Source organism: Marinovum sp. E3 (assembly GCF_055755275.1).
The window spans coordinates 2,462,918-2,485,998 of the sequence record NZ_CM146908.1 but is presented as its reverse complement, the minus strand read 5'-3'; the positions used below and the strand labels follow the sequence as shown (position 1 = coordinate 2,485,998).

The window sequence follows — 23,081 nt, the reverse complement described above, 5'->3', positions numbered from 1 at the left end:
CCCGTTTCGGCGGGGCGATGATCCTTGGGAAGCGGCAGGGGTGAGTCGTCCTCACCGGGGCTGCGGCGGGGAATTTACGCCTGTGACGGGGCGCTCGCAAGAGGGATGATGGGGGACCTTGCGCAACGCTCGTGCCAACGGTCATGCCTCTCACCGGGCCCGGAACAAGGCCGCAGGCCGCCGGTCTCTCGGCGATTGCCTTGCAAACGCCTGCCCGCTCGATCGGGCTGGCGCTTTGGCTGGTCTTGGTGCCCCGAATGTCTGGGGGAAGTGCTTGGCTGGGATAAAGCGCTTTCGAACGGAGGGAGCAGCGCCACCCCGCGGGCAGGCGTTGGCCCGGCTTTCCATCTAACCAAGAATACGGGTTTCAACGTTGCTGTACGTAATTCTACGCTCAAGACTCAGGCTGTTCTTCAGGATACAGGTGTCGAGTTTTGCGGTCGAAAGTGCTATCGCATCGCGGGCATATTTGTTTTCGGAAATTTTGAGGATGCAATTGCAGAGCTATCTGCGACCCATCTGTTTCAAGGCATAAAGTGCAAATTGGGTTTCCGACTGGATTGCCATCAAGCTGTTTATACCAACTGTCGGCAATCTTTATCAGGTCTCCTTTCTCTACCAATCTCTTGGCTAATTCTTTGAGTTCCTGATCTTTTGCATGCATAGCCGTGGCTAACTCGGTGAGGTTGATTTGCGTCTCGGCTAGCTTCGAAGACAGCTCAGCAATCCTCAACTTGTAGTCGGCCTCATCCAGTTGGCGATCAATACTGTTTAGTTCCCTTACCAAACCAATACTGGCTGTCAGCGATGAGATAACCGCGCCAACGTCCATAGAAATTCTCCTTTAAAAATCCAACTCTTCAACAAACTTCGCATTCGCCTGGATATATTCGAACCGCTTCTCCGGCTTCTTGCCCATCAGCCGTTCCACCAGGTCGCCGGTCTCGCCCGGCTCGTCCTCGTCGATCGACACCCGGATCAGCTTGCGCGTTTCGGGGTTCATCGTGGTTTCCTTCAGATCCTTGGCGTCCATCTCGCCCAGACCCTTGAAGCGCGAGACCGAGATATTGCCCTTGCCGCCGAGGCCCTTCTCCAGCCACATGTCGCGCTCGGCCTCGTCGAGGCAATAGATCCGCTTGGCTCCCTGGGTCAGCCGGAACAGCGGCGGACAGGCGAGGTATAGGTGCCCGCGGTCGATCATCGGCCGCATCTGTGTAAAGAAGAAGGTCATCAAGAGCGCCGCGATATGGGCGCCGTCGACGTCGGCGTCGGTCATGATGATGATCTTGTCGTAGCGCAGATCGTCGATGTTGAACTTGGTGCCCAGCCCGACGCCAAGGGCCTGGGACAGATCGGAAATTTCGGCGTTCGAGCCAAGCTTGGACGAGGCCGCGCCGAGCACGTTGAGGATCTTGCCGCGCAGGGGCAGCAGCGCCTGGGTCTTGCGGTCGCGCGCCATCTTGGCCGAGCCGCCAGCCGAATCGCCCTCGACGATGAAGAGCTCGGTGCCCTCGCGCGAGGTGGCCGAGCAATCCACTAGCTTGCCGGGCAGGCGCAGCTTCTTGGTGGCGGTCTTGCGCGCGGTTTCCTTTTCCTGCCGCCGCCGCAGCCGCTCTTCGGCGCGCAGCACCAGGAAATCGAGGATCGCGCCGGCGGATTTCGTGTCCGAGGTCAGCCAGTGGTCGAAATGGTCGCGCACCGCGCCCTCGACCAGCTTCGAGGCCTCGGTGGTGGCCAGCCGGTCCTTGGTCTGGCCGACGAATTCCGGCTCGCGGATGAAGCAGGAGACCAGCGCGCAGCCGCCGGTGATCAGGTCGTCTCGGGTGATCTGCGCCGCCTTCTTGTTGTTCGACAGCTCGCCATAGGCGCGGATGCCCTTGAGGATCGCCGCCCAGAAGCCGGCCTCATGGGTGCCGCCCTCGGGGGTGGGGACGGTGTTGCAATAGGACTGGATGAACCCGTCGCGCGAGGGCGTCCAGTTGATCGCCCATTCCACCTTGCCCGGGGTGCCGAATTTCTCCTTGAAATCCACCGTCCCGGCAAAGGGTTTCTCGGCATAGGTCGACGCGCTGCCCAGGGTCTCGGTCAGGTAGTCCGACAACCCGCCGGGAAAGTGGAAGGTGGCTTCGGTCGGGGTCTCGCCATCCTCGATGGCGCTCTTCCAGCGAATCTCGACGCCCGAGAACAGATAGGCCTTGGAACGCACCATCTTGAGCAGGCGGGCGGGTTTGAAGCGGTGCTTGCCGAAGATCTCCTCGTCAGCGTGAAAGGTCACCGTGGTGCCGCGCCGGTTGGGGGCGGCGCCGACCTTGGCAACCGGGCCCAGCGGCAGGCCGCGGGAAAACCGCTGCTCGAAGAGCTCCTTGTTGCGCGCGACCTGGACAACCATGGAATCGCTGAGCGCATTGACCACCGAGGCGCCGACGCCATGCAGACCGCCGGAGGTCTCGTAAGCCTTGCCCGAAAACTTGCCGCCGGCGTGCAGCGTGCAGAGGATCACCTCGAGCGCGGATTTGCCGGGGAATTTCGGGTGCGGGTCGATCGGGATGCCGCGGCCGTTGTCGCGGATGGTGATGGCAAAATCTTCGTGCAGCTCGACCTCGATGCGGTTGGCATGGCCGGCGACGGCCTCGTCCATCGAGTTGTCGAGCACCTCGGCCACCATGTGGTGCAACGCGCGTTCATCGGTGCCGCCGATGTACATCCCGGGCCGCTTGCGCACCGGTTCCAGCCCTTCGAGCACCTCGATATGGCTGGCATCGTAGTCAGAAGGGTCCACCGGTGTAAGAAGATCGTCGGCCATGTCCGCTGCTCTTTGTTGCTCTTGATTGGCGCGCAGTATGGCAGAGCGCGCCGGGCGGGGGAAGGGTGCGGATCGCCCACTGCGCCCGAACGGGCTTGTCATTGGCGCCATGGTGGCGATTATCCGCAGAACCACAATCAGGGAGGCAGACATGCGCATCGCATTCACCGGCGGCAACGGCAAGGCAGGCAGGCACATCGTTCCGTGGCTTCGCGAGCGGGGACACCGGGTGCTCAACCTCGATCTGAACGCCCCGCAGGAGCCCGACAACCTGTCGGTCGATCTCACCGACAGCGGCCAGGTGTTCAATGCGCTCTCGAGCCTGTCGGGGTTCGACGAGCTTGACCGGCCCGAGGTGCCGAAGTTCGACGCCGTGGTGCATTTCGCCGCGCTGGCGCGCATCCTGATCCAGCCCGACAACGAGACCTTTCGGGTCAACACCCTGTCGACCTACAACATCCTGGAGGCGGCGGTGAAACTGGGCATCCCCAAGGTGATCTTTGCCTCGTCGGAGACCACCTATGGCATCTGTTTCGCCCAGGGCGAGGTAAAGCCCGACTACCTGCCGGTGGACGAGGAGCATCCGGTGGTGCCGCATGACAGCTATGCCATGTCCAAGGTCTGCAACGAGGCTTGCGGGCGGTCGTTTCAGGCCCGGTCCGGGATCGACGTCTATGGCCTGCGGATCAACAACGTGATCGCGCCCGACGAATACGCCAGCGACTTCCCGGCCTACATGGCAGATCCCTCGCTGCGGCGGCGCAACATATTTGCCTATATCGACGTGCGCGACCTGGGGCAGATGGTCGAGAAATGCCTCGAGACCGACGGGCTGGGTTATGAGGTGTTCAACGTTGCCAACGACGACCTTTCGGTCGAGTTGACGAACGCAGAGGTCCGTTCGCGGTTCTACGACGGTGTGCCGCTGCGCCGCGAGATGGGCGAGGCCGAGACCTTCTACAGCAACCGCAAGGCCAAGGAGATGCTGGGCTTCCAGCCCGCGCATTCCTGGCGCGAGGTGCTCGGATAGGGCTCAGCCGGCCTGGCCGCGCAGCCATTCGGCAAAGCTCGCCTCGTCCAGATGGCCCTGGGCGAGGCGGATGATGCGATCGCCGATGTCCTGAACGTCCCACTCCAGTTCGATTCCGTGAATTTCCAGACAGAAGTTCATGGTGTCGAAGGCGGTGCGCTTGTTGTCGTCATTGAAGCAATGGCCAGTGGCAATCGCCGTGGCATACGCAGCGGCGAGATCGAAGATGTCGTCGATCAGACCGTAGACGAGGCGGTTTTCAACCCGACCCAAGGCGCCTTCGAGGGATTTGTCACGCGCGCGCCCGGCAATCTCTCCGGGATTGAGCGCGGCGTCGTGCAGCGCTTCGACCATCTCGGCGGTCAGCAGTACTGGGGTCATTTGTCCTTGAGATAATCAAGAACGGGCTGCACCCGTGGCCGCGACTTTGCGATGTAGGATTTGACCTCATCCATCGAGGCAAACCGAGGTTCGCCGTCGAGCGTGGCCTCTTCCGGCACCAGATAGCCCACGCATTTCGAGTTCTTCATGATCGCCACCGGCTCGCCGCCGGCGCGGTCAAAGACCTTTTGCGGCTCGCGCAGCTCGGTCATGGTGCAGATGTTGCGGGTGTGAAGACGGGTGACCATGGCGGTGTTCCTGATTGGAATGTGTATTTCAATATACACTTTTCCGCACGTTTTGCAAGGCAGGGCAGGGCTCAGGGCCGTACCGTCTCGACCTCGAACTGAAGGAACAAGGGCACTGGCTCCGCTGCCTTCTTCTTGCGCGAGAGCGAGATGGCGGCGCGGGTCGTGTCGCCGAACCCCGCCGTTGCCAAAAGGTCGGCCAGGCCCTGCGGACCGGCCGGCGCGGCGCGGCTGCGTGCCACCGCGTCCTGCGCGAGGAATGACAGATCCTCGACTGCCGATCCCGCGGCCGCCGGCGAAACGACAACGATCACCCGCTCGCGGCCGAAGCTGTCGCCGGTGATCAGGATGTAATCCTCGTCAAGCCTGTCGCCCGGCTGCATCCGGCCATTGTCGATGAAGGTGATGGAATAATCGGAACCGACGTAGAGAATGTTGAAATCCACCGGCGCCTCGGTGGGATTGGCCAGCCTGAGCCCCAGGGTGTCGTCCGGCACCAGCCGCGGCACCGAGGCGCCGGAAAACGCCACGCGCGAGGCCGGCAGCACCTGTTCACGCGCAGCGTCGTAGCGGCCGCGTACCATCTCGGCCTCGACCCGGAGCGCCGAAGCGCCGGCAGTTGCCGCGCCTACCTTCATCAGGTTCAGGGCGCGTGACATCCGGGTCAGGTTTTCCGCCACCATCCGGGCTAGTTGCGTCGCGTCCTTGTCGCCGGTCGTCACCGAGGGCACCTGCGCCAGCTCGTCGATATCGACGATACCGGCCGCCGACATGAACCAGAGCGCATCGGGCCGCGGGCTGTCGGCAAAGACCGCGAGACGCAGATCGGCTTCGGGATCGCCGGCGGGGACAAATCGGATGCGTGGGCCGGTCAGGCCGTCGCGCGCGATCACCCCAAGGGCGGCATCCAGGGCCTCGGCCGGGGCCGTTCCGGGCGCCGGCAGGGCGACGGTCAGCGACAGGTCGAGCGCGGTGCCGATCTTGCGCAGCACCGCGCCGGGGGGCAGCGCATCGAGACTGTAGTCGCCCGTTGCCTGCGCCGAAAAGGTGGTGAGGGCGCTGACGGTGAACCTGGCCAGCGTCGCGTCATCGGCATCGGCGGGCGAGGCCAGCAGCAGCAATTCGCTGCCCAGGTTCAGCCCGTGCAGCTGCCCGGCGTCGATGCGCAGCGCCGTACCCTGCGGCCGCGCCGGCCATTGCAGGATGCGGTCGCCCGCGCCCTGGCCAAAGACCGGCAGATCGAGGTCGCCTTCGAACAGCGGCGTTGATCGCGCCAGGTTGCCGCTGACGTATTTGCGCAGCACCTCCTGCGCCAATTGCCGATAGGTGATGCCGGGGCGCTCGGCCAAAGTCTCGAACAACGTATAGGTAAAGACGCCCTGAATCCGGCGGTTCGCCTGTCCCTTGGGCATGTTCCTTTCCGGCGTGGTTTCATTGGTCTGGGCCGCGAAAAAGGCCACCAGACGCCCGGTTTCACCATCGTCGCCGACCGTTTCGACCGGCGCATCGGTCGGGCTGCGCGGGTCGGGCAGCGCCCGGCTGCGGCTTGCGGCCTCTGCCATGGCCCCGGCCGGAATGGAGAGCGCATCCGGCGGCAACTGCCGCATCCGCACCTCGCCTGCGCCGGGGGCGGCGCGCGTCGCGGTGCCGGAGTGACAGCTGTCGAAGACAACCCAGACATCGGCGCCGCGCGCGCGGATGGCATCGATCATCTCGCCGATCTCGTCGTCGACCAGCGCGTTCTCGACCTGGCCCACGGTGTCGTTCCAGGGGCCGATGTCCACCGGCAGAAATATCTCGTCGAGCCCGTCCAGCTCGCTCGCCGGATCGGCGGCGGGGGTTTGAGAGCCATGGCCGGAGAAATGCAGGTAGACAAAATCCTCGGGGGCGACCTCCTGGGCCAGCGCCGCGAATTCCGCCCGGATCGCCGCCAGCGTCGGCGCCCTGCCGCCATCTACGCCGTCGGCCAGAACAACGATGTTGTCGGGGGCAAAGGGCAGGACGGGGTTGCTGGCCAGATATCTGGCCACCAGGTCGACATCATTGGCCGGCCCCTTGAGCCAGAAACGCTCATCCAGCGAAGGATAGGTCGAGGCGCCGATCAGCAAGGCACGGGCCTCGCGTGCGAGCAGCGCGCCGGGGGTGAAACCGATGAACAGGGCGAGGGCGGCGGCGACGGGGCGGAGCATGGCGGGCCTCTCAGTTGGTGATCAGGGAATAGCCGGAATTGCCGCGCCCCTTGTTGCGCACGACCACGGTGAACGGCGCGTCCTGCGCCGGGGTCCAGCCGCAATGGGCAATCGCCGAGATGTCCGTATCGGAACAGACCAGCCGCGCCTGGGCGTCATAGACAAAGAGGTTGAGATCGGCCTGCCCGGTGCCTTCGACATAGACATCGGCATATTCGCCGCCGCGATAGGTCATCGGCGGATAGGTGTCGGTGCCGCCATTGCGGATCGCGGTGATCGAATAGAGCTGACCGGTCTTCACCCCGCGCGCGGATTCGGCGCGGATGTCTTCGGCCAGTGTCGTTATGATCGCGTCTTCCGGGGCCATGGCCTCGGCCGTCTCAAGCATCTCCTGCCAGCCCAGCGGTGCCTCGGCCGCGATGTCTTCGGGCTCGGGCATGTCCTTGTCCACCGCCCGCGCGACCTCGGACAGCGCCACGGATTTGCGTAGCCGCGCCGCCGCCAGAACCAGCAGCGGATCGCGCGCCTCGAGACCTGCGAGGTAGAGCTCGGCCGATAGCGCGGCGGTCTGGGCAATGGTGCGGTCGGCCCGCGCGGGGGCTGCGACAAGCGCCAGCGCCAGGGCGGCGGAGGTGAGCAATCGGATCATCTGAAACACTCCCAAAGCAATCACTTTGGCCCGATATTGAGCGGTCGGGGCGGTGTTTCAAAGGATTTGTTGTGGCTTTGGCGCACTTAACGGGGCTTTTCATGTGCGCGATGCGCGGCGGTTGCCTAGCCTTGGCCGGCCACGGGTTTTGCAGGAGACCGTGATGCAGCCCCGCGCCGTCATCCGGCGGATGTGCTTGACCCTGCGACAAATACCCTTTGATCTGGAGGCAGTGATGTCCGTAGAGGAGATGACCTTGGAAGCGGCCGACCCCGCGAAATCTGCGCCCTTGCGCCGTATTCTGATCGTCGAAGACGATGCCGCCGCCGCCCGCGCGCTGTCAGAGGCGGTCCGCGATCTCGGCTGTGCGCCGGTGGTGATGCGCAGCTTTGACGACGGGGTCACGGCCGCCGGTCTGGCCGATTTCGCGGTGGTGGTCTTCGACCGGATGCTGCCCGGCGGCGACGGTGTCGATGCCATCGCCAAGATCAGGGCGGGCGGTTCCACGGCGCTGATACTCGTGGTCTCGGCGCTGGGCCGCGCCGCCAACAAGATCGAGGGGCTGGAAAAAGGCGCCGACGATTACCTCGCCAAGCCTTTCGACCCCGAAGAGCTGCGCGCAAGGCTCAGGGCATTGTTGAGACGGCAGGAGATGACGGTGCTCGACAACGACCTGATCGCCTTTGGCGCCCTGGAGATCCGGATGAAGGCGCGCACCGTGCACGTAAAGACCGAGCATGTGCCGGTCAGCCCCAAAGAGTTCGAGCTGATCACCTATTTCGCCCGCAATGCCGGGCAGGTCGTGACGCGGATGCAATTGCTGGAACATGTCTGGAAGCTGCATTTCGATCCGCAGACCAATGTGGTCGATGTCCATGTCGGCCGGCTGCGCCGCAAGCTCGAGGCGGCGGCGGGGCGGCCGGTGATCCACACGGCGCGCGGCGAAGGCTATATCTTCGATCCCGGCCGGGGCGCTTCATGAGGCGGGTGCCGCTGGCGCGCTCGGCCAGCCTGCGCCTGACGCTGGCGATTGCCGGGCTGATCCTGTTCATGGCGGTGCTGGCGATGGCGGTGCAATACCGCACCGCCGCCCAGGCGCTGGAGCGACAGCAGGCCGATCTGCTGCAATCCGACATCGACAGTTTCGCCGAACTCTACGACCAGCGTCGCATCCCGGCGCTGCGGCAGGCGATCGCCGAGCGCGCCGCGCAGACGCCGCAGGGCCGCGCGCTCTATCTCTTGCAGGACCGCAACGGGCGGACGCTGGCGGGCAATCTGCCGGATTGGCCCGAAGACCTGCCGGCGATGGCCGGCGGCGTCACCGGGGCCGCGCCGCGGGTGTTTTCCCTGCCGCCGGGGCGGGCGGAATACACCGGCATCGCCCGCGTCCTGCCCGGCGGCTTTCCCCTGCTGGTGGCCCGCGCCACAACTGTCACCACCGACACCCTGGCCGAGATGCGCGGCACCATCCTGTGGATGGCGCTGGCGCTTCTGGGCATGGCGGCGCTGACCGGCGGGTTCGTCAGCCGGCTGGTGCTGCGCCGCATCGACCGGGTGAACGCGCTGGCCGACCGGGTGGCGGCGGGCGATCTGGCGGCGCGGCTGCCGGGCGCGCGCAGCGCGGATGAATTCGGCGCGCTCGAGGATCACGTGCATGCCATGCTCGACCGCATCCAGAACCTCAACGCCGCCACCAACCGGCTGTCGGATGCCATCGCGCATGAGCTGCGCACGCCGCTCAACCGCATTCAGCAGAAACTCGACCAGCTTGAAGGCCAGCCAGAGCTGGTGGGCGAGATCCGTGCCGAGCTGCGCGGCACGATCCGCATCTTTGACGCCCTGCTCGACATTTCGGGCGCGCTGGCCGAGCAGGGGCAGCGCCCGGGTCTCGCGCCGCTCGACCTGAGCCGGACCGCGCGCGAGGTCTTTGACCTCTACGAACCGGTCGCCGAGGACCGTGGCCTGTCCTGTCGCATCGAGGCGCCGCCGGGCCTGCACATCCTTGGCGACCGCTCGCTGCTGGCGCAGCTGATGTCCAACCTGCTCGACAATGCGATCAAGTTCTGCGCCCCCGGCGATACCGTCACCCTGCGTCTGACGCCGCAGGGGGCGCGCCATGTGCTCGAGGTGGCCGACACCGGCCCCGGCGTGCCCGAGGAGCTGCGCGCCGATCTTTTCGAGCGGTTCACCCGCGCCGCACGCGACCGCGACAAGGCCGGCCATGGGCTCGGCCTCGCGCTGGTACAGGCGATTGCGGCGCGCCATGGCGCCAAGCTCGACCTGCCGCCGCGGCCGAAAGGTTTTGCGATTGCCATCGCCTTCCCTAAGCTTGACGCAGACTTAATCGATTCGTGAGCACAATTCATGCACCTGGGGAGGGTGGCGGCGCTCGCGCTGGCTATTATGCTTTCCGGCTGCGCCGCTTTGAACAAACCGTTGAACCTTGCGCTGAGCGGGGGGCGCAATACGCCGTTTCCTGCCACCCATGCGGCCGACGCCGGCGAGCTGTATGTCGGCCTCGCCTTTTCCGGCGGTGGCATGCGGGCTTCGGCCTTTGCCCATGGCGTCCTGGAGGAGTTGCGCGCCCTGTCGCGTTCCGAGGCGGCGCCTTTCGGCATGTTGTCCGAGGTGCGGCTGGTCACAGGGGTGTCGGGCGGATCGGTCACCGCGGCGCATTTCGGCCTTTACGGGCCCGGCGCGGTCGAAGGCTACCGCGAGACCTATCTGATCACCGATGCCGAACGCTATATGGCCAATTCGCCGGTCAACCCGCTGGCCATCGCGCGCGGGATCTCCGGCGGCGCCAACGGGCGTGAGACCTTTGGCCGCTATCTCGACGAGGCGCTGTTTCACGGCGCGACCTTCGGCGATCTGGCGCGGCGCTCGAAGATCACCACCTGGATCAACGCCACCGACATCGCCAACAAGGTGACCTTCCTCTTCAGCCCCGAGACCTTCGACGCGCTCTGCTCCGATCTCGACAGCTTTCCGATTTCCGATGCGGTGGCCGCCTCGGCGGCCTTTCCGCTGGTGTTCTCGCCGATCGTGCTCGAGGCGCATGCCGGCAAATGCGGTTATACCGAGCCCGGCTGGCTCACCGCCGCGCGCCACAACCCGGAGGCGACAGCGGCGATGATCGCCCATGCCGAGGCGCTGGAAAGCTATGCCGGCGGCGCGGTGAAATTCCTCAAGCTGCTCGATGGCGGCATCACCGACAATTTCGGCACCACCGGCCTGGCCGTGGCCCGCGCCCGGGCCGAGACGCCTTATGCGCCGCTGACGCCGGCGCAGGCGGTGACGCTGAAACGCGCGCTGCTGTTGGTGGCCGATGCCGGGGTCCGCCGCGATCTGGCCTGGACACAGCGGCTGCGGGGCCCCGGCGGGGTGCAACTGGCGACCTCGATCGCCAATGCCTCGATGGGCGCGGCCTCTCGGACCGGCTATGATGCGATGCGGTTGCAGGTGGCGAACTGGGAACGCGACCTGGTGGACTATCGCTGTGGTCTCGGGCGGGCCGAGGTGCGCCGTCTGCGCGGCTCGCTCGCGGGCTGGGATTGCCGCGACATCAAGTTCTTTGTCGGCCAGGTCGCGTTCCGCGGCCTGCCGGACGCGATGCGTGAGACGCTCGACGCCATTCCCACGCGGCTGCGGCTGGCGACCGAAGAGGTCGATCTTGCCATTGCCGCCGGCCGGCTCTCGACCCGGCAGAATGCCCAGGTGCAGGGATTTCTGCGCGCCGCAGGGTACGTCGAGACCGCCCCGCTGCTGGCGCAGCGCGGCAGTGGCACGTCGCCGCGCCGTATCAGCCCGATCCGGAGAGAATGACAAATGCAGTCAGCCAGAGGCGCAAAAGTTGAAGCCGGGGGGTGGAGCGGCAAGATCAGGGCCATGACACGCGCCATTGCCGCCCTCTCGTTGTTGATCTTCGCCAGCGTCGCCGCCCCGGCAAGCTCCGAGATCCGCGCGCTTCTGGTCGGGGTTTCCGAGTATCGGCACCTCGATGCCGATCTGCGGGGCCCGGCCAATGATGTCGGCCTGATGGCCCGGGCACTGATGGCACGGGGAGCCAAGGCCTCCGGGATCACGGTACTGGCCGCGCCCTCGGCCCGGCTTCCCGAGGGGGTGACCAACGCCGGCGAACCGACCCGGGCGGCGATCCTGGGCGGATTGGCAGAGCTGGCGGCACGATCCGACGGCGAAACCCAGGCGGTGTTCTATTTCTCCGGCCACGGCACCCAGATGCCGGACCTGAACGGCGATGAGCAGGGCGGATTTGACGAGATCTTCCTGCCGGCTGACGCCAAGGGCTGGAACGGCGCCATCGGCACGGTCGAGAATGCGATCGTCGACGACGAGATGACCGCGCCGCTGCAAGCGATCCTCGATACCGGCGCATCCGTGGTCGCCATGCTCGATGCCTGCTACTCCGAGACCGGCTTTCGCGCCTTGCCCGACAGCGCCGCCGCGCCGGTGGCCCGCTATATCGCGCCATCGCTGCTGGCCATGCCGTCCGACCTGTCCGAGGGTGAAACCGCGGCACCGGCCGCTCCGCCGCTCGTCGGCGATTTCGTCTTTCTCTATGCCGCGCAGCAGAACCAGCGGGCGTTCGAATATCCGCTGGGCGATCCCGCGGACCCGGCCAATTGGTACGGCGATTTCACCCGCGCGGTGGCCATGGCGCTGGAAAGCGGCGCGGCGCTGACCTGGGCCGATCTGCTGCAACAGGCGATGGCCGAGATGAACGCCAATGCCCCGGCCACCCAGACGCCCGACGCCGAGGGCCCGCTGCTCGAGCGGGCGGTGCTGGGCCAGACAGAGCCGCGGGCGCCGGTGATCCGCACCGCGGGCGACAGGTTGCAGGCCGGTGCCTTGCAGGGCGTGCGGCAAGGCGCGATTTACGAAATTTTTGCCTCTTCCGACGGGCCGGCCTTGGCCGAGGCGCGGGTGACCGCGCTCGAAGCCACCAGCGCCAGGATGCAGGCCACCGGGGCGCTGCCGCCCCGGGGATATGCCCGGCTCAAATCGCCGGGCCAGCCGCAGCCGGTGCGGCTGGCCGGGCCGATCGTCGCCGATGGCGCGGACTATGGCCCGCTGCAACAAGAGATCGCGCGCCTTCGGGCCGCACGGGCTCCCGATGGCGTGGTTTGGACCGAGGGGCCGGCCGATTACACCCTTGTTCTGACCGATGGGGCGCTGGCGCTGGCCGGGCGCGACGGCATCGTCGATGGCGCCGGCCCCGGAAGCGCGCCCCGGGCGATGGCACCGGACGGGCTGCTTGATCTGCTGGAGCGGGCGGTGCGGGTGTTTCAGGTGCGCTCTGCCACGCAGCAGGTGTCCGCCGGGCGTACCGGGCTGACGCTGAGCGGTTTCGGCCCGACATATGGCCTGACCCATGTGCCGGTGACCGGCGGCGGGGCGGGCTGTGACAGCGGCACGGTGCAAGCCGAACAGCCGGTCAGCAAGATGGTGACCGTCCGCCATTGCGATCAGCTCTGGCTGGAGATCAAGAACCCTTCTCGCACGGCACGCGATGTGACCGTGCTGTATATCGACGCCGACAACCGCATTTCGGCGATCTGGCCCGAGGCCGGCCTGTCGAACCGGGTGGGCTTTGACGAAACCGTCGAGGCCGGGCTGCTGATCCAGAACCCGGCGCCACAGCGCCACGGGCTGGAAGAGATCATCGTGCTGACCGTGCCGGCAAGGGACAACGCGCCGCGCACCGTGCTGACCGCGCTGGCCGATCCGGCGCCGACCAGGGCCATTCCCGAAGATACCCCCGGCGCGGCGGCCTGGCTGTTGCAGGCGACCCTGCCGGATGCGGCGACCCGCAATCTTTCGCTTCCCGGTGCTTTGACGCCGCTCGAGGTAACCCGCTTTTCCATCAGGCTGGTGCCGGATTGACCGGCCGAGCCGCCCCTTTCACCCCGCACATTAGCGTCAAAAAAGGATAGAAACCAATGACGGACAAAAAAACCTTCCTCTCCGCCGCACTGGCCGGGCTCATTGCCTGTACCGGCCCGGCCTTTGCCCAGGGCATGCCCGACGGGGCGCAGAGCGATCCCAACACTGTCAATCCCTTTGCCTTTGCCAAATCCGACGCCAAGGAAGCCATGCTCGAAGCGCAGAAGGCCGAGGCCGCGGCGGCGGGCGACCGGGTGATCGGCGGCGAAGTGGCGGCCGATGGCGCCTGGCCCTGGCAGGTGGCGCTGATGGTGGCTGGCCAGCCCTCGACCCCCGACGCACAGTTCTGCGGCGGCTCCCTGGTGCTTGACACCTGGGTGCTGACGGCGGCGCATTGCATCTACATGGCCGACGGCAATGGCGGCAATTTTCAGCTCGAGCCGGGACAGTTCGACATTCTCGTAGGCACCAACACCATTGCCGACGGGCAGGGCGATCGGGTGCCGGTGGCCGGGGTCTACCGCCACCCCGAGTATGACGACCGCCTGTTCGACAATGACATCGCCCTGATCAAGCTCGCCCGGGCGCCAAGCGCGGCCTATCAGACGATCAACGTACCCGACACTGAATTCGGCGAACAGCTGGATCAGCAGGGCGTGCCGACGATCGTCACCGGCTGGGGGCTGGTGAACGGTGCCCAGCGGACCGAGGCGATGATGCAGGCCGAGATTCAGATCATCAGCCGTGACGCCTGCAACAATGCGATGATGGAGGCCCGCGCCGGCTTTGCCGCGCCCCGGGTGATGGAGGCGGCGGGCGCCTTCCAGCTCGATCAGCGGCAGACCGAGGAGGTCTGGTCCGAGATGCTGGCGCGGGCGCCGCTGCCGCTTTCGCCCAACATGATCTGCTCGGGCACCTTCGAGGGTGGCAAGACGTCGTGCCAGGGTGACAGCGGCGGGCCGCTGGTGGTGCCGCTGACCGACGGCAGCTATATCCAGGCGGGTGTGGTGAGCTGGGGGCTTGTCGGCAACGGCTCGACCACCTGTGCCGAGGATGCGATGTTCTCGGTCTATACCAAGGCGTCGAAATTCGTGCCCTGGCTGAACCAGACCGTCAGCAGCAACTGAGGCGGATGGCGCGGCGGCCGCAGACATTCCACCGGGCCGGCCCGTGGTTGGCCCGGCTTCTCTGCGCCGCCTGCCTCGTCCTGCCGGGCCTGGCCGCGCGGGCGGCGGGCGACCTCGCGCCGACGCCCGGCCTGCCAACCGCCGAAGAGATCACCGCCGAGGTCGACGCGGGGCTGAAGCTCCTTCGGGCCGGGGAGCATGAGGCCGCGTTGCAGCGGCTCGAGGCGGTGAACGAGATCACCTATGAAGAGGATTACCCCTCGGTCGCGGATCATTATCCCAATCTCGGGCTGGCGCATTATTACTATGACACCGGCGACTGGCGGGAAGTCTTGCGGTTTTCCGCCTCGGTCGCCACCGGGCTGACGGCCGACGGCTTTCCCGACCATCCCAACCGCGTGGCCGCCAGCGTTCTTCAGGGGGCGGCGCTGATCAATCTGTCGCGCGAGGCCGAAGGCGAGGTGCTGTTGCGCAATGGTGTTGCGGCGGCGCGGGGGCGGCCCGACCTGGCCGAGACCTATGGCATCGCGTTGTACAACCTCGCGCTTGTGGTCACCGATCTGTTTCGCGAGGACGCGGGCGAGATCACCGATGAATTCCTCGACAACTGGAGCAGCGACTGGCCGATTCCGCTGGAGCTGTCTCTGATCATCAACTACCGCGACATCGATCAGGATCATACCAGAGACGATGACCTTGGCCGGGCCATCCGCCGGGCCCGCAACCTGGTGGCCGCCGCTGAAGCCGCCGAAGACATGCCGCTCCGTCGAATTGCCGGATTTCGCGGCTATCTTGGGGCGCTTCTGGCGCAGAACGGCGATTTCGACACCGCGCTCGAGCTGCTGCAAAAGGAATACGACTATTACCGCGAGGCGCAGATCACCGGGGCCGATCTGACCAATTGCATCATCTATCTCGGGCTGGTCATCCGGTATGGCCAGACAAGCGCCAAGGCCTATCGGTTCTTTGCCGATGAGGTGCAGATCGCGCGCCAGACCGGCACGCCGCCACATGCCATTGCGCGCATTCTTCTGGAACAGGCCTCGGCCGCAGCGGCCATCGGCAAAGATGACGAGAGCCAGAGGCTCTACCGCGAGGCCTATGCCGAAGTGCGCGCGGTCGACCGCGCCAATCACTGGATCGCCCAGAGCGCGCGGGAAAAGATCGACATCCTGCATCCCGGCATGGCCGATTTCGCCTTCGCGTCAGAGCTTGGCGCGGTGGATGCGGTGCGCTTCGATCTGGCGCCGGACGGCCGCGACGTGCTGCGGCTGTTCTTCGAGGGCAACTACCTGCTGCTCGATCCGGTGCTGGCGCGCCATGCCGGGGCCGCGGGCCGCGGGGCCACGTTCTATCGCCTCAATCGCGCGCTGTCCCTGGCGCTGAAGGGGCATCACGATGCCAGCGTCGCCGCGCTTGCCGAGGCCCGCGAAAGCGCCCTGGCCAGCGGCGCCCTGCCGCCCGGCGCGCCGATCTTCGACCTGATCGATGCGGTTGCACGGGTCTGGGGCACCGGGCACGACCCCGATGCGGCGCAGGACGCCTTTGCCCGGCTTGGCGCGCGGCTGCCGGCGATGAGCGCCGAGCAGCGCAGCATCTACCGCGCGCTCTTGGCCTTCTACCACTTCCGCCGCGATGACAGCGCGGCCATGCGCGCCGTGCTGGCCGATTGGTTCGCGGCGCATGATCCGGCACGTCGCAAGACCCAATGGGACATTTTTGCCGCCACCGTCGTGATGGAGATGGCCTTTGGCCAGATGGACCCCGAATTGAACCGGACGCTGATGGACGAGACCCTTGCGGCGCTTGCCGATTTTCCGACCCTCACCCTGTCGCGCGATTACCTGCGGCTGGTGAAGGTGATGAATTCGCGCACCGGCGTGTTCAGCGACGAGGCCCTGGTCGAACTGGGCACCATCGTCAGCAGCATCGGCGCCATGGTGCCGGAGGGCCATTCGCTGCATTACGCAACACAATTCGCGCTGTCCAATGCCCATGGCTGGCGCGGCAACACGGAGGATGCGCTCTACTGGATGCGGCAGGCGGTCGAGACGATGCGGGCCTCGCGGTATCACCGGGTTGACGAGGTGGCGTATCTGCTGTCGCGCCAATCGGGTCTCTTGCTGGGGCTCGACCGGGTGAACGAGGCGCATTCGCTGTCGCAGGAGGCCCTGCGGCTGATCGATCCGCTGACCGCGCGACCCAACCTGATCGGCGAGATCTATCAGAGCACCGCAACGGCGTTGTGGTGGCGCACGGACAGCCCGGAAAAGGCGGCCGAGTTCATTGACGGCGTGCTGGGCGACCCGGCGATCCTGGCGCGGCTGGAGCCGCTCGACCGGGTGATCCTGCTGCGCATCAAGGCCGACGCACAGGCCAATTACGCCGATCTGCCCGACGTGCTGGCCACGCTCGACCGGGCCGAGGCGCAGATCGACGACGACCCGGCGATCGATTGGCGGCGGGAACAGTCCTTCACCCGCCAGTCGCGGGCAATCGCCAACTATTGGAATGGCGCGCTGGCACCGGGATTTGCCGCCATCGTCGAGAGCAACGACATCTATACCGACTGGCTCCTGTCGATCCGTCTGGCCGAAGGCGCGCAGGATGTCGATCCGGGGGGCTACCGCGACCGGGCGATCTGGGAGGCGATGATCGGCTGGGATTATGCCCAGACCCTGCCGGACGAACCCTGAGCCCTAACGATCGCGCCCGCCTTCGCCCACCACCACGAACGGCGCCCAGATGCGCGGATGGGCGAACCGGTCTTCGCGGGTGTCGGCGAGGATTTCGAGGGCCGAAAGTTGCAGCGCCTCGGCCCGGCTGCGGGCATCGCTGCCATACATCCGTTCGAGCATGCCGGTGGTCAGCATCGAGGCGGCGTAATCGTCGACCGGCCAATGCGACACCAGAATGGCCCGCGCACCGGCATAGATGAAGGCGCGGGCGAGACCCGAGAGACCTTCGGCCCCGGGGCTGCCGTCCGGCCCGGCGGTGTCGCAGGCAGAGAGGATCACCAGATCGGCCGAGAGTTTGAGCTGCGCCGCCTCGGAGGCGGTCAGCAGCGCATCGTCCAGCGCGGTGGGCGTCTCGGGCGGGGTAAAGACCAGCGCGGGCTCGGCCAGCCCCGGCAGCCCGTCGGCCAGAAGCCCGTGGGTGGCAAAGGCCACCACGTCGGCGCGGCTGAGATCATGCGACTTGACGGCGGTTTCGGTGGCGGCGCGGGCGAGGAACACACTGTCCTCGGGGGCGCCCATGGTGGCGGCGAGCCGGCGCAGCTCGCGCGCGGTATTGGGCAGCGGGGCGAGATCGGCGACCCGGCGCACATCCTCATAGACGCCCCGGGTGACGACCTGTGCCGCCTCGGGCGCCGGCGCCCCGTCTTCGGCCGCCAGCCGGTAGCCCAGCAGGGGATCGCCGAAGCCGAGGAAACTGGGCGCTTTCGCGGCGCGCCGGGGCAGGGCCACCTGCCGCAATGCCCGCAGCGCCGAGACATTGGGCAGGCTGGTGAGCGCGTGCCGCTTGAGCAGCCAGTCGGTCTCGCGCAGGGCCTGCGGCGCGGTGTCCGCGCCCTCGGGCGGGCGGGCGACCAGCACGGCGGGCGGCAGCGACGTGAGCGGCCCGTCGAACACCACCATCAGATGGCGCGCGCCGCCGATCACCGGTTCGAGCGGCGCCAGACTGTGCTGATAGATCCGGTGGGCGGCGGCGCGGTCGAAGCCGGGCAGTCTCGGCGCACGGGCCGCCTTGTTGAGCGAGACGCCGGCCCGGTTGTCCTGGGCCACACGCAACTGGGCGCGCAGGCCCTGGACCAGCGCGCGCAAATCCGCCCGCGCCAGTTCGGCCCGGGTCCAGGCGCTGGCGGTGGGCGAGACCGCCCAGGTGTAAAGGTAGCTGTCGACCGTCATCGTCATCACCAGCGCCTCGTCCGCGCGCAGAAGCGCCTGCACCTCGGCGATGGACAGCGGGGCAGGGTTGGTCAGCTCGCGAAATTCGGGGAAATCGGCCATCAGCTCGACATCGAGTGCCGCCAGCTTGTCGCGGCCCCGGGCAATCTGGGATTGCAGCCGGCTGACCGAAAGCTCGGCCTCGGCGCCGGGCTGGGCGGCCAGCTTGGCTAGGGCCGTGCGCTGGTCCGAGATCGCCTTGGAGATGTCCTGCTGTTCGCGCAGGAGCGCCTCGAGCCCGGCGGTGCCGGCGGCAATCCGGCCGGCGGCCTGGGCCAGGGCCTGTCCGGCAGCCGAGGCCTGGGCGCGCTGGGCGGTGACAAAGACCCGGTCGCGAATCTCGGCCCGCGTCTGGGCCGAAAGCGGCGGGGTCAACACCGACCAGAGGACAATTGCCAGGAAAATGTCACGGATCATGCCGAACCTCCGCGATGGGGCGCAAAACCACTCGGAGCCGCAGTTTCTCACGAAATCCGGCGATTTCAAACCCTCGGAATGGTGACAAAATCAGTGCGATAATCCGGTAAATGCCGACAATCTCAAAACATTCGCAATTCTAAGTGAGCATGTTACGCTGATCTCAGCGAGAGGGAGGAGACGGCGCGAGTCGCGGATTGTTTAGCTTTAAACTATCCGCCATGCGCTGCATGCATGAAGGTTATGCGCCCAGGTCACTACGGGGCGCCGCTCTCTTGTGTTATTGCCTCCCCAGTTGCGAGTGCGCCTGTCCGCAGGCCGTCAGCATCCTGAGCCGCTCCGGGCGGCACTAGGCTGGCGAGATGTAGTTTAGTGTTAAACAATAGCGCGAGGGCTCGCGCGAAAAGGGAAGAGGATATATGACAGACCAGACCTCCGACATCGATCCGATTGAATCCCAGGAATGGCAGGATGCCGTCCAGGACGTGATCGAACGCGACGGTGCCAACCGGGCGCATTTCCTGCTCGACAAGGCAGTGCAACAGGCCCGCGCGGCCGGGGCCACGCTGCCGTTCAGCGCCACGACGCCTTATCAGAACACGATCCCCGTGGACGATCAGTACGAGTTTCCCGGCGATCTGGAAATGGAATGGCGCATCCGCACCATCAACCGCTGGAACGCCATGGCCACGGTTGTCCGCCGCAACAAGGTGTCGAGTGAATATGGCGGCCACATCGCCTCTTTCGCCTCTTCCGCCGCGATGTACGATATCGGTCTCAACCACTTCTGGCGCTCGAAATCCGCGATCCACGGCGGCGACCTGGTGTTCTTTCAGGGCCACGTGATCCCCGGCATCTATGCCCGCTCCTTCATGGAAGGCCGGATCAGCGAAGAACAGTTGGAAAACTTCCGCTCCGAGGTGAACGGCAACGGCCTGTCGTCTTATCCGCACCCCTGGCTGATGCCGGATTACTGGCAGTTCCCGACAGTCAGCATGGGCCTCGGCCCGCTGATGGCGATCTATCAGGCGCGGTTCATGAAATACATGCACAACCGCGGCCACATCGACATGGCCGACCGCAAGGTCTGGTGCTTCCTCGGCGATGGCGAGATGGACGAGCCGGAATCGATTGGCGCGATCCACCTGGCGGCGCGTGAAAAGCTCGACAACCTGATTTTCGTGGTCAACTGCAACCTTCAGCGGCTCGACGGGCCGGTGCGTGGCAACGGCAAGATCGTGCAGGAGCTCGAAGGCAACTTCCGCGGTTCGGGATGGAACGTGATCAAGCTGCTCTGGGGCAAGGGCTGGGACGACCTGCTGGAACGCGACACGACCGGCAAGCTGCGCCAGTTGATGGACGAAACCGTCGATGGCGACTACCAGACCTTCAAGTCGAAGGACGGCGCCTACATCCGCAAGCATTTCTTCGGCAAATACCCCGAGACGGCGGCGCTGGTCGAGGATTGGACCGACGATCAGATCTGGGCGCTGCGCCGCGGCGGGCACGATCCGCAGAAGGTCTATACCGCCTTCAAGAAGGCGACCGAGACCAAGGATCAGCCGGTCTGCCTGCTGGTCAAGACGGTCAAGGGCCACGGCATGGGCTCGGCCGGCGAAGGCCAGAACACCACCCACCAGCAGAAGAAGCTGAACGAGGATCAGCTGCGCGCCTTCCGCGACCGCTTCAAGATCCCGGTCAGCGACGAAGACGTTGCCAAGGCGCCCTTCGTGGCGTTGAACAACGCGCAAAAGGCCTATCTGGCCGACCGCCGCAAGGCGCTGGGCGGCGAGTTCCCGAAACGGACCTCGGATGCGCCCAAGCTGGAAATCCCCGGGATCGAGAAATTCAAGGGCCAGCTCGAAGGCACCGGCGAGCGCGAAATCTCGACCACCATGGCCTTTGTGCGGATCCTGACGACCCTGCTCCGGGACAAGCAGATCGGCAAGCATGTGGTGCCGATCGTGCCCGACGAAAGCCGGACCTTCGGCATGGAAGGCCTGTTCCGCTCGGTGGGGATCTACAACCCGCTGGGGCAGAAATACACGCCGCAGGACGCCGACCAGATGTCCTATTACAAGGAATCGGAAAGCGGCCAGGTGCTTCAGGAAGGCATCAACGAGGCCGGCGCCATGGCCGACTGGATCGCGGCGGCGACGTCCTATTCCAACCACGGCGTGCCGATGATCCCGTTCTACATCTACTACTCGATGTTCGGCTTCCAGCGGATCGGCGATCTGGCCTGGGCGGCGGGCGACAGCCGCGCGCGCGGCTTCATGCTGGGCGGTACTGCCGGGCGCACCACGCTGAACGGCGAGGGGCTCCAGCACGAGGACGGTCACAGCCACATCCTGGCCTCGACCATTCCGAACTGCATCACCTATGACCCGACCTTCCAGTTCGAGGTTGCGGTGATCGTGCATCACGGGCTCAAGCGGATGTATCAGGACCAGGAAGACGTGTTCTTCTATCTGACCCTGATGAACGAGAACTACAGCCACCCCGACATGCCGATGGGCGTCGAGGAGGACATCATCAAGGGGCTCTACCGCTTCTCGAAGGTCGAGAAACCGGGCAAGAAGCACGTCAACCTGATGGGCTCCGGCACGATCCTCGTGCAGGTGATGAAGGCGGCGGAAATGCTGAAGGAAGATTTCGGCGTGACCTCCGACATCTGGTCGGCCCCGAGCTTCAACGAGCTGGCCCGCGACATGCAGGATTGCATGCGTCACAACCGGCTGAACCCGCTGGCTGACGAGAAAGAGCCCTTTGTGACCAAACAGCTGTCACAGGCCAAAGGCCCGATCGTCGTCGCCACCGACTACATGAAGAACTTTGCCGAGCAGATCCGGGCGGCGGTGCCGAACCGCTATACCGTTCTGGGCACGGACGGCTTTGGCCGCTCCGACAGCCGGGTCAATCTGCGGCGCTTCTTCGAAGTGGACGCCAATCACATCGCCGCCGCGGCCATGGTCGATCTGCACCGCGAAGGCGCGGTCAGCAAGGCCGACGTGGAGAAGGCGCTCAAGAGATACGAAATTGACGGCGACAAGCCGAACCCGCGTCTGGTGTAAGCGGGAAGGAGGAACAGTAATATGGCAATTGAAGTAAACGTCCCCGACATCGGCGATTTCACCGATGTCCCCGTCCTTACCGTGCTGGTCTCCGTCGGTGACACGGTGTCCGAAGAAGACCCGCTGATCGAGCTGGAAAGCGACAAGGCGACGATGGAAGTGCCGTCGCCCGCCGCCGGCAAGGTCAAGGAGATCAAGATCTCTGAGGGCGACACCGTCTCCGAAGGCACGCTGATCATGGTGCTGGAAGGCGAAGACGCAGGTTCGGCCGAGGCCGCGCCCAAGGAAGAGGCCAAGCCGGCCGAAGAGGCGCCGAAGGCCGCCGCACCCGCCGCCGGTGCCACGCCGGCACAATCCACCGCCCCGGCGCCGGTCACCGATGCGGGCTTTGGCAAGGCGCATGCCTCGCCATCGGTGCGCGCCTTTGCCCGCCAGCTCGAGATCGATCTGGCCAAGGTCAACGGCTCGGGCCGCAAGGGCCGTATCCTGCGCGAGGATGTGACCAACTATCTCAAATCCACCACCGCGGCTGCTCCGGCAGGGGCGAGCGGTGGCGCGCAGGGCGGCATGGGCATCCCGCCGATCCCGGCCGTCGACTTCTCGAAGTTCGGCCCGGTGGAAGATGTGGAGATGAGCCGGATCAAGAAGATCTCGGGCCCGGCGCTGCACCGCTCCTGGCTCAACATCCCGCATGTCACCCACAACGACGAAGCGGACATCACCGAGCTGGACAAGTACCGCAAGGAGATGGACACCCAGGCCAAGGAAGACGGCTATCGCGTCACGCTGCTCAGCTTCGTGATCAAGGCGTCCGTCTCGGCGCTGAAACAGCACTGGGAGTTCAATTCGTCGATCCATCCCGATGGCGACAAGCTGATCAAGAAGGATTTCTACAACATCGGGTTCGCGGCCGACACGCCCAACGGGCTGATGGTGCCGGTGATCAAGGACGCCGACCGCAAGGGGCTGGTGGAGATCTCGAAAGAGCTGATGTCGCTGTCCAAGGCCGCACGCGAAGGCGAGTTGAAGTCCAAGGACATGCAGGGCGCGACCTTCACCATCTCGTCGCTGGGCGGCATCGGCGGCACCTCCTTCACCCCGATTGTCAACGCGCCCGAAGTGGCCATTCTCGGCCTTACCCGGTCCAAGATGGCGCCGGTCTGGAACGGCGAGGAGTTCAAGCCGCGCCTGATGCAGCCGCTGTCGCTGTCGTACGACCACCGTGCGGTCGATGGCGCGCTTGCCGCACGCTTCTGCGTGACGCTCAAGACGCTGCTTGGCGATATGCGCAAGTTGATGTGGTAAGGAGATA

The 23,081-nt window shown here is 65.8% G+C and carries 16 protein-coding genes; 9 read left to right on the top strand and 7 right to left on the bottom strand.

The window, feature by feature from the left end:
* Nucleotides 1-394: 394 nt before the first annotated feature.
* Nucleotides 395-832: a hypothetical protein gene (locus tag AC0J5K_RS12075; RefSeq protein WP_139211221.1), complete on the bottom strand. Its 438-nt coding sequence runs from the start codon at nt 830-832 to the stop codon at nt 395-397.
* A 12-nt stretch (nt 833-844) separates the two neighbouring features.
* Entirely contained in the window at nt 845-2,803 is a 1,959-nt protein-coding gene (gene parE, locus AC0J5K_RS12070; RefSeq protein WP_074835397.1) for a DNA topoisomerase IV subunit B, read from the bottom strand.
* A 151-nt stretch (nt 2,804-2,954) separates the two neighbouring features.
* Here parE and AC0J5K_RS12065 point away from each other — a divergent pair, with 151 nt between their 5' ends.
* Nucleotides 2,955-3,833 carry an NAD-dependent epimerase/dehydratase family protein gene (locus AC0J5K_RS12065; RefSeq protein WP_274564486.1) on the top strand — a complete coding sequence of 293 codons (879 nt, stop codon included), beginning with the start codon at nt 2,955-2,957 and terminating at the stop codon, nt 3,831-3,833.
* A gap of 3 nt (nt 3,834-3,836) precedes the next feature.
* On the opposite strand, the gene AC0J5K_RS12060 is transcribed toward AC0J5K_RS12065, so the two are convergent.
* From AC0J5K_RS12060 to AC0J5K_RS12045, 4 genes are all read right to left on the bottom strand, one after another.
* Nucleotides 3,837-4,214 (bottom strand): type II toxin-antitoxin system death-on-curing family toxin, encoded by a 378-nt coding sequence (locus AC0J5K_RS12060; protein WP_083415960.1) that lies wholly within the window; start codon nt 4,212-4,214, stop codon nt 3,837-3,839.
* Nucleotides 4,211-4,462 carry a hypothetical protein gene (locus AC0J5K_RS12055; protein ID WP_048530516.1) on the bottom strand — a complete coding sequence of 84 codons (252 nt, stop codon included), beginning with the start codon at nt 4,460-4,462 and terminating at the stop codon, nt 4,211-4,213. Before AC0J5K_RS12055 ends, AC0J5K_RS12060 begins: the two co-directional genes overlap by 4 nt.
* Before the next feature lie 71 nt (nt 4,463-4,533).
* A complete protein-coding gene (locus AC0J5K_RS12050) occupies nt 4,534-6,651 on the bottom strand; it encodes a caspase family protein (RefSeq protein ID WP_274564482.1) in 2,118 nt (705 codons plus the stop codon).
* A gap of 10 nt (nt 6,652-6,661) precedes the next feature.
* Nucleotides 6,662-7,300 (bottom strand): hypothetical protein, encoded by a 639-nt coding sequence (locus AC0J5K_RS12045; protein ID WP_274564481.1) that lies wholly within the window; start codon nt 7,298-7,300, stop codon nt 6,662-6,664.
* A 235-nt stretch (nt 7,301-7,535) separates the two neighbouring features.
* On the opposite strand from AC0J5K_RS12045, the gene AC0J5K_RS12040 reads away from it, so the two are divergent.
* From AC0J5K_RS12040 to AC0J5K_RS12015, 6 genes are all read left to right on the top strand, one after another.
* A complete protein-coding gene (locus AC0J5K_RS12040) occupies nt 7,536-8,282 on the top strand; it encodes a response regulator transcription factor (RefSeq protein ID WP_274564479.1) in 747 nt (248 codons plus the stop codon).
* Nucleotides 8,279-9,655: a sensor histidine kinase gene (locus AC0J5K_RS12035; RefSeq protein ID WP_274564477.1), complete on the top strand. Its 1,377-nt coding sequence runs from the start codon at nt 8,279-8,281 to the stop codon at nt 9,653-9,655. The genes AC0J5K_RS12040 and AC0J5K_RS12035 overlap by 4 nt, the downstream gene beginning before the upstream one ends.
* Before the next feature lie 69 nt (nt 9,656-9,724).
* A complete protein-coding gene (locus AC0J5K_RS12030) occupies nt 9,725-11,125 on the top strand; it encodes a patatin-like phospholipase family protein (RefSeq protein WP_274564475.1) in 1,401 nt (466 codons plus the stop codon).
* A gap of 63 nt (nt 11,126-11,188) precedes the next feature.
* Nucleotides 11,189-13,204, top strand: coding sequence for a caspase family protein (locus AC0J5K_RS12025; RefSeq protein ID WP_274564473.1), 2,016 nt, complete (start codon nt 11,189-11,191; stop codon nt 13,202-13,204).
* 56 nt (nt 13,205-13,260) lie between these two features.
* Nucleotides 13,261-14,331 carry a serine protease gene (locus AC0J5K_RS12020; protein WP_048530528.1) on the top strand — a complete coding sequence of 357 codons (1,071 nt, stop codon included), beginning with the start codon at nt 13,261-13,263 and terminating at the stop codon, nt 14,329-14,331.
* A gap of 47 nt (nt 14,332-14,378) precedes the next feature.
* The gene (locus tag AC0J5K_RS12015) at nt 14,379-17,027 is read left to right on the top strand and encodes a hypothetical protein (RefSeq protein WP_274564469.1); all 2,649 of its coding nucleotides are present in this window, start codon (nt 14,379-14,381) and stop codon (nt 17,025-17,027) included.
* Between the two features lie 3 nt (nt 17,028-17,030).
* On the opposite strand, the gene AC0J5K_RS12010 is transcribed toward AC0J5K_RS12015, so the two are convergent.
* The gene (locus tag AC0J5K_RS12010; protein ID WP_274564467.1) at nt 17,031-18,695 is read right to left on the bottom strand and encodes a CHAT domain-containing protein; all 1,665 of its coding nucleotides are present in this window, start codon (nt 18,693-18,695) and stop codon (nt 17,031-17,033) included.
* A gap of 419 nt (nt 18,696-19,114) precedes the next feature.
* On the opposite strand from AC0J5K_RS12010, the gene aceE reads away from it, so the two are divergent.
* The gene (gene aceE, locus AC0J5K_RS12005; protein WP_274564465.1) at nt 19,115-21,769 is read left to right on the top strand and encodes a pyruvate dehydrogenase (acetyl-transferring), homodimeric type; all 2,655 of its coding nucleotides are present in this window, start codon (nt 19,115-19,117) and stop codon (nt 21,767-21,769) included.
* A 21-nt stretch (nt 21,770-21,790) separates the two neighbouring features.
* Entirely contained in the window at nt 21,791-23,074 is a 1,284-nt protein-coding gene (gene aceF, locus AC0J5K_RS12000; protein WP_048530538.1) for a dihydrolipoyllysine-residue acetyltransferase, read from the top strand.
* Nucleotides 23,075-23,081 lie beyond the last annotated feature (7 nt).